The following is an 11740-nucleotide window of genomic DNA, read 5'->3' as shown; positions in this document are numbered from 1 at the left end:
TGTTGAACAACCTAGTATCAAATTGTTTTTGCTTAAGACAGCATTATTCGTCGCCTTCCAAAGAGGACTTGTAATTGTTAAAGATCTCTTCCAGTTTGCCGCTGTCCTTCATTTCCTTCAGGACCTCATTGACAGCCTTCTGGAGATCGGCATTGCCTTCACTGACCGCTACACAGTATTCATCAGCACCCATGGCTTCATCCAGGATCTTAATTTCACCTTCATTTTGGGCCAAAGCCTTCTGAGCGGGATAAGAGTCCATAATGACGCAGTCAATCTGGCCGTTTTTCATATCCTGCAAAGCCACTGCGTATTTGTCATAACGCTTAATCTTGTCTGTATCACCGACGGTTTCCACAGCCAGGATATCGCCAGTGGTGCCGCTCTGGACGCCAATGGTTTTATCTTCCAGGTCAGCTTTGCCTGTGATATCATTGTTATCAGCCTTAACAACGATAACCTGATTGGAGGAGAAGTAAGGATCAGAGAAATCCATATTCTGATCGCGTTCTTCCGTCTTGGAAACACCGGCCAGAGCCATATCGGAATTGCCGGTGGCAACCTCGGCCAAAGCGGTGTCGAAGTTCATATCTTTAACTTCCAGCTCGACGCCCCATTTGTCAGCCATGTACTGGGCGATATCCATGTCGATGCCCACAACTTTGTCGCCGTCCACATATTCAAAAGGCTCAAAACCAGCCTCAGTGGAGACCTTCAAAACGCCGGCCTTTTGGATACGGGCAACTTCAGGATTCTCGCTGTCAGAAGCAGCAGCGGAGGAACCGGCAGCAGCCTGAGAAGCCTTGGAGGCAGCGCCGGAAGAAGAATCATCGCTACCGCAGCTTGCCAAGCTCAAGGTCATAACGCCTGCCAGCAAAAACGCAAACAATTTGGAAACTTTTTTCATAAGAGACCCTCCCAAAGGATTTTTAAATTGCAATGCATGAATCTGTATTGACTGGTTGTTATTATACAGCCATATACGAATAAAATCAAGGGTTTTTTGAAAAAATATTCATCTTAGTGCACTTGGTCAATATCTTACAGATATGGACCTTGTTTTTTCTTATTTAGCACAAGAATGGTCTGTCCATCGGTCATTCCAGGACGTCTTTCCTTGATAAAAGGGCTCTTAAGCTCCTTGCGGACCATATCCCGGAGCACCGTTCCTGAATGAAAACCATGTATAACAATAAGCACTTTTGCATCCCGGTCCCGGGCGGCAAGAGGGAGAAGCTGTACCAAAAGACATCGGGCGGCGTAGGCGCGCATACCGTGGATATCCACAGAAAGATCCAAACCGTAACGTTTGACCCGGTCCATCCGATTGATCATATCACAGCACCTCGAACAATAAGATCCAAGAGAGAATGAGGGTAAATCCGGCGGAGATGATCAGCAGAGCCAACCGCTGGCGGCGATTGTTAATTTTTTGCGATGCAAACCCCATAAGGATACAGGCAATGGCTAATCCAGACACATCGATTCCCACTTGAAGAAGAGACTGGTTCAGAGAAGAGTGGGCGGCAATGGTGCGGGATACCACGCGTCCCATCAGATGGAAGGCGGGGAAGATAGCCAAAGGGAGAACGCTGAGGGCATAAGCGCCGCGGCCTGACCGCAAGAAGATAAAGGAAATACAAAAAATCACAATAATAATGGCCCAACATTCGGTTACCATGAAAACACCGCCCTATCTCTGACTGATATGTTATAGAAAATAGCCGCTTTGGCTTAAGAGAGTGAAAAAATATACGATTATGATTTTATTATCCACGATGAAAGGCCGTCTGTCAAGGCGGATTGAAAGATTCCTCCGGGTGGTTTTTACCGGCAAGGGAAGGGAAAGCTTGCTTGACCTGGAGGGGAATTTGTGCTATTATTTTTTTAAACTAGAACCCATGAAAAAGCACTTGTTTTTTGAACCAATACCATAAGGACAATTGAACGATCAGGGTTCTACAGTAGGACGTCCATTTCATATTTGGTAATATGGGCTAGGGAGGAATTTAAAATGGTCTCAGAAAACAAAATGATTTGCAAATGCAAACAAGTTTCGCTTTTGGATATTGAACGGGTTTTGCACAATTCCGGCCGTATGGAAGATGTAGAACATGCTTTTGCAGATGTACAGAAGCAAACTGGATGTTCCACCGGCTGCGGCGGTTGTCACGATGAGATTTTTGACATTATTTCAAAAATCATGTACAACGTTCAGTAAGTAACTCCTGCCTTGTAACATTTGTAATAAAGCTTATGAGGAAGCCGTCGGGAAAGTCTATTGCCTTTTCCGACGGCTTTGTTTTTGGCTGGAAATTTCATGTATATTGGACGTCGAAAATTACAGTATCCTAATTTTATCCAGGGAATTTTTTTACCATTTTAATATAGGCTGTGATAAAATATGAAATCAGGAGCTGTATTCCTGCCTCAGCCACAATGGCAAGCGACATATTCATAACCACCAAAAAGAGAGACGCCCAGAGGAAAAATCCTTTGGACGTCTCTCTTTTTATTTTTACATCGGTGGACGGTCAGATGCATTCCAGCAGGTTTTCCGCATACCGATGGAGGTCATCGGCGCAATGGATATTTTGTCCCCGTTCCCGGATGGTCTCTTGGACGTATTCGGGCAGGGAGCAGAAAAACTGATTGGCATTTTGATCTTGTTGAAGAAGTTTGTTTAAATCACATGTGTTTTGATTCATCATTGATCACCTCAAAGCGAGCTCGTAAAGGTTTTGTAGTTGTGGTACCATTATCCGAAAAAAGTAGGATGGTTTAAATCGCGCCGAGAAAATAGTTGGATACCCATTTGAGGATTTTTACCTCAGCCGCGTTCGTGAAAGCGATGGGCTTCCATAAGCTGCCCGGCAACTTCATGGAGGTCTTTTTCCGAGTGAATTTGCCCAGCGTACTGGCGCAACTCTTGCCGCACCGGCTCAGGCAACGAAAGTACAAAACTAGAGACATCGGTTTCCTCAGCCTCCAGCGCTCTCAGACCTAACATCGTGTTGATCGGCAACAAAGGTTCAGGCATGTTTGATCACCTCATCAGTAGTCTTGCCAGCCATCGGCTAAACATAAAAAGAAAATTCCGGAAAAATAAAATAGAAATTTTTTACCTGGTCCGAATCGGACTTGACATACTTTTTTTTGTGTGGTAAGTTTTAGTTACGCACATATAGTATGAATTCGTACTATATGCATTAAAATGCCGTTAAGAATGAATTCCGGTAAAATCAGTGGAAGGCGAAAGCTAAAACAAGTGATCTTCCAACGGCTATCAAAAGGGGATGATGAGGATTTGAGCATTCAGAGGAAATTTTTTGCCAATGTTTTTCCTGCCATGTTGGCGTTTGCCTTTTCGGGGATATACGCCATTGTAGACGGTTTTTTCATTGGGCAAAAGCTGGGGGACATGGGATTGGCAGCCATCAACGTGGCGTATCCCATCACGGCTTTCATTCAGGCTGTGGGCACGGGAATCGGTATGGGTGGAGCTATCGCCGTGGCCATTTGCATCGGCCAGAAGAATGAGGAAGGCCAAAAGCACTATTTAAGCAATACGCTTGTGCTCATTGGGATATCCTGTATTGCAATAACCGTCTTGTTGCTGCTGGGATTCCCCATTCTTCTCCAGTGGTTTGGGGCTGGAGGAGAACTCCTTGGCTTGGCCGAACAGTACACACAAGTGATCGCAATAGGAGCAGCATTTCAGATTCTGGGAACAGGCTTAACCCCTCTCATCCGCAATTACAATGGATCGGTAATCGCGATGTGTTCCATGGTAGCGGGATTTCTGACCAATGTAGTGTTGGATTGGCTGTTTGTCATGGTGTTAAGCTACGGTATGACGGGTGCGGCGGTAGCCACCATCATTGGTCAAGCCGTGACGGCAGTAATCGGGGCGCTGTTCCTTTGGAAGAAAAAGAAACTGCAATGTCTTTTGGGATACCGGCCGTCGAAAGGGGAGATCCATCGGATTCTACTGGGAGGCTTGTCCCCGTTTGGCCTGACGCTGTCTCCCAACTTGGTGATTATCGTCATCAACAAAGCGGCCTTTTTGTACGGCGGGGACCACGCTGTGGCCTGCTATGCGGTCGTGAGCTACGTGGTATGTATTGTACAACTGTTGTTACAGGGCGTGGGAGATGGATGTCAGCCTTTGATCAGCCAGGCTTATGGGGCTGGACAAGAGCGGGATATGCACACAGTTCGAAGAATGGCTTATGTCACAGGCGGCATTTTGTCCGTGGTCAGTATGGGCGTCATGTACAGCCTGCGCGGCGTGATTCCAGGGGTATTTGGCGTTTCGGACGGGCTGACACAGGATGTGGCACGGGTGCTCACCATCTTTTTACTGGGATTTGTATTTGTGGCCTTTTTACGCATCACCATCCCGTATTTTTACGCCGTCAAGCGTACGCTGTTTGCCTGCCTGCTCATTTATGGGGAACCGATCTTGTTGTGCCTGATGGCCTTGCTGGTGCTGCCGTCCATTTTAGGAGTAGACGGGGTTTGGATCAGCGTGCCGGCTGTCCAGATGATACTGACCGCGTTGGGAATATTTCTTCTGGTCTGGTCGCAGAAGAAAACAAAGGCTACCGAGCTCCCATCCTGACTTAAGCTGAACAATAAAAGCCAAGGAGAGACGAACACTCCTTGGCTTTTTGTTTTGCCGCATTATGCGAAAAACCGGGAATTTTATGAATAATCTTTTCAAAAAACATTATGGTTGTTATAATGCTTGTGACCGATTGACTACAGAGGTGAGGTGACGACATATGGAATGGCTGACCATCGGACAAATGGCAAAGTTAAACGGTGTTTCTCAGCAGACGCTGCGATTTTACGATAAAATGGGACTGCTATCCCCTGTTTATCGGGGGGAGGATAACCGATATCGGTACTACAATATCCGTCAAAGCGCGGTATTGGACATCATTCAGTATATGAAATCCTTGGGTATTAGCCTCAAGGACATCAAGCATCAGCTGGACAGCCAGGATCTGGACTACATTGAAAAGGCTTTGCGGCAAAAGCAGCGTCAGATCGACGAGGAGATCCGTGATTTAAAGTTCCAGCGCCGCGCCATCGAGCGGACGGTGGAGAGCTTTGAGCGATACCGCAGCGCGCCTCCCGACGGCTCCATTTTGATGGAATACATCGGAAAACGCCAGATGTACCGCATCGACGCCGGCATCAATTTTTACGATCATGACCTGGAGACGTATGAAGAGATGCTGCGTCAACTGCGGGAGAGGCTGATGGCCGACCGTCTGCCACAGATTTATTTCTGTAACGCCGGCACCATCCTACGGCGGGATCGTCTATTAAAAGGGGATTTCTATTCTACAGAGGTATTTGTCTTCGTGGATCAGGAGTTTGTACCCGAAACTCATATGGAAACCGTGCCGGCCGGCAACTATCTCTGCATCTACTGCGATAATTTTTATAAGGAAAAGGAATATGTACAGCGGCTTATGGGGTATATTAACAACCAGGGGTATCAAGTTTGTGGGGACTATTTGTGCGAGGCCATCGCGGAGATCCCGATGGTGGAACGGCAGCAACGGGGGATGTTTTTACGTCTGCAAGTTCCGGTCAAATTTCACGAAAAAAGATTGTGATTTTTTTGACAAAAAATTCTTGACCTTATAGCCGCTATAACCTTTATACTAAAGTTGACAGCTGGAAAGGAATTCCTTCTCAGACGTCTAAATTGAAAAGAAATGAGGTTGGTTCCATGAACGCAGAGAGAATTCGAGTGGTGCAGTACGGCTGCGGTAAAATGAGCAAATACACCTTGCGTTATTTGTACGAAAAGGGTGCTGACATTGTAGGCGCCATCGACGTCAATCCCGATGTCGTGGGAATGGACGTAGGCGATTGGGCAGGATTAGGCCGTCAGCTGGGCGTGACCATCCGCAGCGATGCCGATGCGGTGTTGGATGAATGCGATCCGGATATCGCGATTTTAACCCTATTTAGCTTTATGGATGACGTGTATCCTCATTTTGAACGCTGTGCCAAACGAGGCATTAATATCGTGACCACCTGTGAGGAAGCCATCTATCCCTGGACGACGTCTGCCGGTATCACCAACAAATTGGACAAGCTGGCAAAAGAAAACAATTGTACCATCGTCGGCTCCGGCATGCAGGATATCTATTGGATCAACATGATCAGCTGTGTAGCAGGGGGATGCCATCGCATTGATAAGATCGAAGGCGCAGTCAGCTACAACGTAGAAGATTACGGTCTGGCATTGGCCCAAGCTCATGGCGTCGGCCTGACTCCGGAGGAATTTGAAGAGAAGATCGCTCATCCCACCACGTTGGAGCCAGCCTATGTGTGGAACTCCAATGAATCGTTGTGCAATAAGATGGGATGGACCATCAAGAGCCAGAGTCAGAAGTGTGTCCCGTATTTCTATGACAAAGATCTTTATTCCTCCACATTAGGGGAGACGATTCCTAAGGGCAACTGTATTGGTATGAGCGCCGTGGTGACAACCGAGACCTTCCAAGGTCCGATCATCGAGACTCAGTGCATCGGTAAGGTCTATGGCCCTGACGACGGCGATATGTGCGATTGGAAGATCCTCGGGGAGCCGGACACGACCTTCTTTGTCCAGAAACCGGCTACGGTGGAGCACACTTGTGCTACTGTTGTCAATCGTATTCCCAGTATACTCAGGGCGCCGGCCGGATATATCACAGTGGATAAGTTGGAAGATGTGGAGTATCTGTCCTATCCCATGCATCTATATCTGGACTAAAAGTATTTTAGATTCTTTGGAAAATAAAAAGAGGTGCAGTCGCAGTGACTGCACCTCTTTTTGGATACTTTATTTTAAATAGGCTTCAAAAGCTTTACTGGCGCTTTCAGGATCGTTACATACCGCTAGAAAAACGTATTGATCGTAATCAACCAGTACAGCATCTTTGACCTTTTGGTATTCTACAGGGTCTAAATTTTTAAAACTATCTTCCTTCGATAAAATATGATTGCTGACAGCGGTTTTAATTTCAGCTACTGAATCGGAATTAGAGGATTTAAACACGGCCAATTCATCGGCTTTACTTTCAGAAGAACTGACTAAAAAAGAATAATCCTCAATATCATCTACATAGATATTAAAATACGAAGCCAGATTTTCACGAGAGACAGAAACCATATCGGTTATATTCAGACGATTTTGAATGTCAGTTGTTATATCAGCAGCGGAGACTTCAATTGTTTGAGAAGTACGGATTTGAGCAGCTTCTGACAGAGAGGGAGAACGCTGACAACCGCCAACACCGAATGCAACACATACGATCAGTAAGCAGATAGCTGTTAAAAGGAAAAAGGAAGGCTGCACTTTTTGCATAGAGTCACCACCTTTAGTAGTAAATTCCATTCACTCAGGGCACTGCTGAACAGCATAAAAATTGGCCGTCCATCGGTAGAACCCACAGACCATGAAAAAATAACTTCATTTGGTACAGCCATGCGGAATGTCTAAAGTTGACGTCCATAGTAATCAACGTATTCAATTAAAACAGGGAACAAAAGATATTTATAGATTGCTCTTCTTAGATATATTATAAACGATATTGGCAGAAAAGCCAAGGGGGATTTTGTAGAACATAAGGGAGTGAAACAAAATAGCTCCAATTTTTTAGATAATATTAAAATTTCTTTTCAAAAATAGATGTATAGTTTATTTGTTATTACTCGCTATCTTAAAAAACACCAAGATATAATTTCAGAAATAGACAATAAGGTTAATGGGATTTTTATGGGGTTCATACTTGATTTTTAAAAGTGATTGTGTTAAAATAGTACCACTTTGCGGGAGTAGTTCAGCGGTAGAGCGTCGGCTTCCCAAGCCGAAAGTCGCGGGTTCGAATCCCGTTTCCCGCTCCAGCGGCGAGTCGCCGCACCCAAGACGCGCACCTCACTTTGTGGGGTGCGTATTGTTTTGCACCCGCGTCAAAGTTGGGTATTTTTTTGTAGCGTAAATCCAGCGGCAAATTGCCGCTTCTAAGGCGCGCACCTTACTTTTGTGGGGTGCCTTTTATTTTGTTTCCATGTTTATAGTGTGCTATCTTCTTTGTAATATAAATCCAAACCTGTGGTATGCTACTTGCGAACCATCGGTGTTATATTTGGAGCTTTTCCATCCGCGTTTGTATCAGATATTTTTTATCGTTTTATTAGTAGGCTGAGCCCGAACGTCATTGTCGTTTTGGACTCGGCTTTTTTTATTTCTCATTCACCCAGATCTATGCAATATTTTTGATGCTATAGCCATTTCTTATCCCTAATCTTGTAGGAGAATCCCTCAGACAAACGTAATATTAGGGCTATATGTTTTTATTTCTTTAAAGAACTGTTCCTATAGTAGTAAATTTACATTTGTAATTTCCATTAGAGGCTTAAAAAATTATAGTACAAAATGTTTTAATATTGTAATAATTATCTTAAATAGTTACATTATTTTAATTTTTAAAGTACAATATTGACTAAGATGCTAATTGGTAGTACAATTTTATATATGATAAATATGAATAAAATGAGTAGAACAAAATGTGGTAAAAAAGTAACAGGCGTATTTGCATTGGCAGTTGTAGCAACGTTAGCAGTAACTGGTTCCGCGGCAAGAACGAGCACTGCTTATGATGGTCCATTCACTTTTTCTTCAACGCTTTCTGCACCAGCGCCTAACTACACTACCTATTATACATCCAGCATTACTCCTACCAACTGGGGAGGAAGTTATAATCATCAGGGGACCATCTATACCTCCAGTGGTACGAAAGGTATCGGCGGTGCAAATCCATTCTATAGTAATTCGACTGCCGGTATTACCAAGGCTGTGGATCACATGGCATGGTACTCCAGCAGCCAAGGGAGTTATGGAGGAACTACGACGGTAACCTGGTAAGTAAATTTGTGAATGCTTGTTCACAAGTAGATCTTTATTCATCGGTAAACTAAAGTAAAAATACTGCTCCACCTGTTTTATATACTGGAAAAGGAGGTCCCCATGAAACGTATTATAAAAATCTTAAGCCTTTGTCTGGTTTTAAATCTAGCGCTTTTGTCCTCCGGATGCCAGAAAGACGATCATACCACCGCTCAGGCTTCCAGCCAAGGGCGCTATGAGTGGGCCTCATCGGCAAGAGAAGGAGAATCATCTGAAGTAGACCCTACCTTTATGAAGCATGTATGTTATCTTAAGCCGATTTCCATTAATGGAGAGGACATTTTAGAATCTAATTCCATTGTTTCATATGACGGAACCCCATTGAAACTCCGCTACAGCTTTACCCGTACCGGTGATATTCCAGTGAATACTACTGTGTTTTTTACCATCAACGGAGTTATCCAGCCCTTCCGGCTGGATGAGGAAGAGGAAGAGCGCACCCTCTATCAGTTTGAAAGCCCTGAGAGCACAAACATCCGGCCTGTTTTTTACATCGACCAGCCTCTAATAGCGTCGACTAACCAACCATCGCTCCTGATGGTTCACTTTTTATCTAATTACGACTACCAGCTTGATCAATCCTCATATAAGCCAATTATTTGCATAGAAACTTTTCACCATATCTACATAAAAGCAGAAGAGGAAAGCTCCGTACCAGAACTACAGTTAGACACGGTTTCTTTGGAACAAGTAGAATATCGCGCGGAAGAGATCTATTTTTCTGATGAAGAACAAATGGATATCTTTTATTATCACTATGGAATATTTAAAAATGAACTTCCTCTGGTTTCAGACATGTTCCAATTTGAATATTATATGGAGGGGACGCCGGAGGATACCTTTTATTTGGCTTTATCCAAAGATGAGGGGAGTTATCGCACGGTAATTCTTCAGGATGGGGAACCGATCCCTGCCTTTGGGGGCAAAACTTATTTGGACTGGAACAGTACGGGAAAAGACCAGGGCATTGAAGTTCAGCTGGACTCCTCCGCATTTGAGGAGGGCACCCACAATTACTATGCCCTTACCATCCCAACTCATATTATTCCATCAGCAGAAGATGTAGTTTATGATGCTATGGCCAGTAAACCGGTCACCATTGTGATGAAGAAATAGTGAAAATAAGAGTATTAGAAATAAAACAGGTGGAGCAAAACCGTGGAAAGGAGTTTGTAGCATGAAAAAGAGAATCGTAGCAGGGGTATTTGCACTGGCAGTCGTGGCGACGTTAGCGGTAACGGGTTCCGCAGCAAGAACTGTTACTAAATATAATGGTCCAGTTACCTTTAATTCAACACTTTCTGCTCCATCACCAAACTACACTACTTTTTACACTTCTAGGATTACCCCCCCTGGTGGAGGCTCTTACAAACATTCAGGTACGCTCTATACTTCCAGTGGTAGCAAAGAGATTGCAGGTAGTAGCGCTCTTTACACAAATTCCACGCCAGGAATTAGTATGGCTGTAAATACTATGAGCTGGTACACTAGCAGTATGGGAACTTATGTGTGTACTACAACCGTAGAATGGTAGTATATTGTTTGGTGAATATTTTTCACACATAATAAAAGGTCTTAATCATCCCGTTTGCTTCACCTGTTTTATAAAAAAGGAGTTGAGCCTGATGAAGAAACGTCTGACAGCGATTTTGTTGGCGGTGACGATGATAGTGCTTTTGTTTACCTCCTGCCAAAAAAGGGCCTCTATTGATGTGTCCGCTGAAATGGGGGAAGGAGTCAGCATTAATGGAAATAATACAGGCTATGGGAGCTTTGCTAAAGTAGAGGATAAGCTTTTTTTTATTAATCGGATAGGTGTGGAAACCGTAAGTTACATGGATTTAAATAGTGGGGAGATTTTTTGCAATTGTAATGACCCCACCTGTCAACACCTACGTGTTAGTTGCACCGCCTTCTTATCGGATAATTCAGCAGGCGCACCCAGAACTATTGCGGCGAATCAAGGTGCTGTAATCACTGCCACTGAATCGGAGGTATTAAAATTTACCCCTGGCAAGAAGGAGGTTTTGGCCGCAGCCAAAGGGAATTATGGATCGATGAATATCATGCCGTATCTTTTTGAGGATAAAATGGCGGTGTTTACGAGGGATAACCGGTTGGTTGTTCGGGCGATAGAAAATGAAGAAGAACTTTTAGCCATTGAAAATACAGTAAAACCGGTGCAGGGAGGGGTTGGCGACCTATTTTATTACGACGGTTACCTTTACCTTGTGCGGTTGAGCCAAAGCGACGTCGCAAAAGATCTTACCGATGATCCCACCGGTGACTTGAATTTTAATGCCGCGAACGACAGTGAATTGATCCGCGTCTCTGTAGAGACAGGTGAGGTAGAGCAGCTGATTCCCTCCAATGTGATCAATATCAGCGTTTATGGCGATAAGATTTACTATAAACAAGGTTCTGGTTCCGGCAATCTCATGCGCGCCAATTTGGACGGCAGCAATCCGGAACTGGTGCAGACCGATGTGGATTTATACAACATCAAGGACGATACCATCTACTATTCCAGCAAAGAGATGGGGGATCTTATGTCCTGCACCATCCATGGCGAGAATCCAACCGTTTTAGTACAGCTGGGGGACTTGGGATTTGAATATATGTCAATTAAGGTCTTTTCCGACTGGGATAAAATCGTATTATTAAAAAGAGATTCGACAGTATTCTGCACAGTGAATACGGACGGCAGTGACCTCCAGCTTCACGAGATGCCGGACTTCAGCAATTACGAATAACACCATA

Annotated in this window: 14 protein-coding genes and 1 tRNA gene; 9 read left to right on the top strand and 6 right to left on the bottom strand. The window is 44.4% G+C overall.

What is annotated here, in order from left to right; genetic code table 11:
* Positions 1 to 43: 43 nt before the first annotated feature.
* The 3 genes from C12CBH8_RS08060 to C12CBH8_RS08050 all read right to left on the bottom strand — a co-directional run bounded on the left by C12CBH8_RS08060 (position 44) and on the right by C12CBH8_RS08050 (position 1681).
* Positions 44 to 907, bottom strand: coding sequence for a transporter substrate-binding domain-containing protein (locus tag C12CBH8_RS08060; protein WP_215532962.1), 864 nt, complete (start codon positions 905 to 907; stop codon positions 44 to 46).
* A gap of 134 nt (positions 908 to 1041) precedes the next feature.
* Entirely contained in the window at positions 1042 to 1335 is a 294-nt protein-coding gene (locus C12CBH8_RS08055; RefSeq protein ID WP_215532961.1) for a Smr/MutS family protein, read from the bottom strand.
* A gap of 1 nt (position 1336) precedes the next feature.
* Positions 1337 to 1681 carry a hypothetical protein gene (locus C12CBH8_RS08050; protein WP_090264241.1) on the bottom strand — a complete coding sequence of 115 codons (345 nt, stop codon included), beginning with the start codon at positions 1679 to 1681 and terminating at the stop codon, positions 1337 to 1339.
* Between the two features lie 333 nt (positions 1682 to 2014).
* Here C12CBH8_RS08050 and C12CBH8_RS08045 point away from each other — a divergent pair, with 333 nt between their 5' ends.
* Positions 2015 to 2221, top strand: coding sequence for a (2Fe-2S)-binding protein (locus C12CBH8_RS08045; protein ID WP_090264239.1), 207 nt, complete (start codon positions 2015 to 2017; stop codon positions 2219 to 2221).
* Between the two features lie 313 nt (positions 2222 to 2534).
* Here C12CBH8_RS08045 and C12CBH8_RS08040 read toward each other — a convergent pair whose 3' ends face one another.
* Both C12CBH8_RS08040 and C12CBH8_RS08035 read right to left on the bottom strand, forming a co-directional pair.
* Complete coding sequence (locus tag C12CBH8_RS08040) at positions 2535 to 2708, bottom strand: hypothetical protein (protein WP_171846239.1); 174 nt, start codon at positions 2706 to 2708, stop codon at positions 2535 to 2537.
* A gap of 122 nt (positions 2709 to 2830) precedes the next feature.
* A complete protein-coding gene (locus tag C12CBH8_RS08035) occupies positions 2831 to 3040 on the bottom strand; it encodes a hypothetical protein (RefSeq protein WP_090264235.1) in 210 nt (69 codons plus the stop codon).
* A gap of 267 nt (positions 3041 to 3307) precedes the next feature.
* Here C12CBH8_RS08035 and C12CBH8_RS08030 point away from each other — a divergent pair, with 267 nt between their 5' ends.
* The 3 genes from C12CBH8_RS08030 to C12CBH8_RS08020 all read left to right on the top strand — a co-directional run bounded on the left by C12CBH8_RS08030 (position 3308) and on the right by C12CBH8_RS08020 (position 6784).
* On the top strand, positions 3308 to 4624 hold the full coding sequence (locus C12CBH8_RS08030; protein ID WP_215532960.1) for an MATE family efflux transporter: 1317 nt from the start codon (positions 3308 to 3310) through the stop codon (positions 4622 to 4624).
* Between the two features lie 163 nt (positions 4625 to 4787).
* Positions 4788 to 5633 (top strand): MerR family transcriptional regulator, encoded by an 846-nt coding sequence (locus C12CBH8_RS08025; protein ID WP_147624492.1) that lies wholly within the window; start codon positions 4788 to 4790, stop codon positions 5631 to 5633.
* 116 nt (positions 5634 to 5749) lie between these two features.
* Positions 5750 to 6784, top strand: coding sequence for an NAD(P)H-dependent amine dehydrogenase family protein (locus C12CBH8_RS08020; protein WP_090264231.1), 1035 nt, complete (start codon positions 5750 to 5752; stop codon positions 6782 to 6784).
* Between the two features lie 69 nt (positions 6785 to 6853).
* Here the strand turns inward: C12CBH8_RS08020 and C12CBH8_RS08015 are convergent, their stop codons facing one another.
* Positions 6854 to 7378 carry a DUF4358 domain-containing protein gene (locus C12CBH8_RS08015; RefSeq protein ID WP_178097150.1) on the bottom strand — a complete coding sequence of 175 codons (525 nt, stop codon included), beginning with the start codon at positions 7376 to 7378 and terminating at the stop codon, positions 6854 to 6856.
* A gap of 464 nt (positions 7379 to 7842) precedes the next feature.
* Between C12CBH8_RS08015 and C12CBH8_RS08010 the strand changes: the two genes are divergently transcribed.
* The 5 genes from C12CBH8_RS08010 to C12CBH8_RS07990 all read left to right on the top strand — a co-directional run bounded on the left by C12CBH8_RS08010 (position 7843) and on the right by C12CBH8_RS07990 (position 11733).
* A tRNA-Gly gene (locus tag C12CBH8_RS08010) sits at positions 7843 to 7917 on the top strand.
* 631 nt (positions 7918 to 8548) lie between these two features.
* The gene (locus C12CBH8_RS08005; RefSeq protein ID WP_215532959.1) at positions 8549 to 8938 is read left to right on the top strand and encodes a hypothetical protein; all 390 of its coding nucleotides are present in this window, start codon (positions 8549 to 8551) and stop codon (positions 8936 to 8938) included.
* A gap of 102 nt (positions 8939 to 9040) precedes the next feature.
* Positions 9041 to 10096, top strand: coding sequence for a hypothetical protein (locus tag C12CBH8_RS08000; RefSeq protein ID WP_215532958.1), 1056 nt, complete (start codon positions 9041 to 9043; stop codon positions 10094 to 10096).
* 61 nt (positions 10097 to 10157) lie between these two features.
* Complete coding sequence (locus C12CBH8_RS07995; protein WP_215532957.1) at positions 10158 to 10514, top strand: hypothetical protein; 357 nt, start codon at positions 10158 to 10160, stop codon at positions 10512 to 10514.
* Between the two features lie 91 nt (positions 10515 to 10605).
* Positions 10606 to 11733 (top strand): DUF5050 domain-containing protein, encoded by a 1128-nt coding sequence (locus tag C12CBH8_RS07990; RefSeq protein ID WP_215532956.1) that lies wholly within the window; start codon positions 10606 to 10608, stop codon positions 11731 to 11733.
* Positions 11734 to 11740 lie beyond the last annotated feature (7 nt).

The sequence above is a fragment of the Solibaculum mannosilyticum genome (genome assembly GCF_015140235.1).
Taxonomy (GTDB): domain Bacteria; phylum Bacillota; class Clostridia; order Oscillospirales; family Acutalibacteraceae; genus Solibaculum; species Solibaculum mannosilyticum.
Note: the sequence above shows the minus strand (reverse complement) of the source record. Positions and strands in the feature narration are given on the sequence as shown.

Bases quoted from the DNA above. Each gene is read 5' to 3' on its own strand.
- C12CBH8_RS08060 (WP_215532962.1), bottom strand. From the start codon at position 907: ATGAAAAAAGTTTCCAAATTGTTTGCGTTTTTGCTGGCAGGCGTTATG.
- C12CBH8_RS08055 (WP_215532961.1), bottom strand. From the start codon at position 1,335: ATGATCAATCGGATGGACCGGGTCAAACGTTACGGTTTGGATCTTTCT.
- C12CBH8_RS08050 (WP_090264241.1), bottom strand. From the start codon at position 1,681: ATGGTAACCGAATGTTGGGCCATTATTATTGTGATTTTTTGTATTTCC.
- C12CBH8_RS08045 (WP_090264239.1), top strand. From the start codon at position 2,015: ATGGTCTCAGAAAACAAAATGATTTGCAAATGCAAACAAGTTTCGCTT.
- C12CBH8_RS08040 (WP_171846239.1), bottom strand. From the start codon at position 2,708: ATGAATCAAAACACATGTGATTTAAACAAACTTCTTCAACAAGATCAA.
- C12CBH8_RS08035 (WP_090264235.1), bottom strand. From the start codon at position 3,040: ATGCCTGAACCTTTGTTGCCGATCAACACGATGTTAGGTCTGAGAGCG.
- C12CBH8_RS08025 (WP_147624492.1), top strand. From the start codon at position 4,788: ATGGAATGGCTGACCATCGGACAAATGGCAAAGTTAAACGGTGTTTCT.
- C12CBH8_RS08020 (WP_090264231.1), top strand. From the start codon at position 5,750: ATGAACGCAGAGAGAATTCGAGTGGTGCAGTACGGCTGCGGTAAAATG.
- C12CBH8_RS08015 (WP_178097150.1), bottom strand. From the start codon at position 7,378: ATGCAAAAAGTGCAGCCTTCCTTTTTCCTTTTAACAGCTATCTGCTTA.
- C12CBH8_RS08005 (WP_215532959.1), top strand. From the start codon at position 8,549: ATGATAAATATGAATAAAATGAGTAGAACAAAATGTGGTAAAAAAGTA.
- C12CBH8_RS08000 (WP_215532958.1), top strand. From the start codon at position 9,041: ATGAAACGTATTATAAAAATCTTAAGCCTTTGTCTGGTTTTAAATCTA.
- C12CBH8_RS07995 (WP_215532957.1), top strand. From the start codon at position 10,158: ATGAAAAAGAGAATCGTAGCAGGGGTATTTGCACTGGCAGTCGTGGCG.
- C12CBH8_RS07990 (WP_215532956.1), top strand. From the start codon at position 10,606: ATGAAGAAACGTCTGACAGCGATTTTGTTGGCGGTGACGATGATAGTG.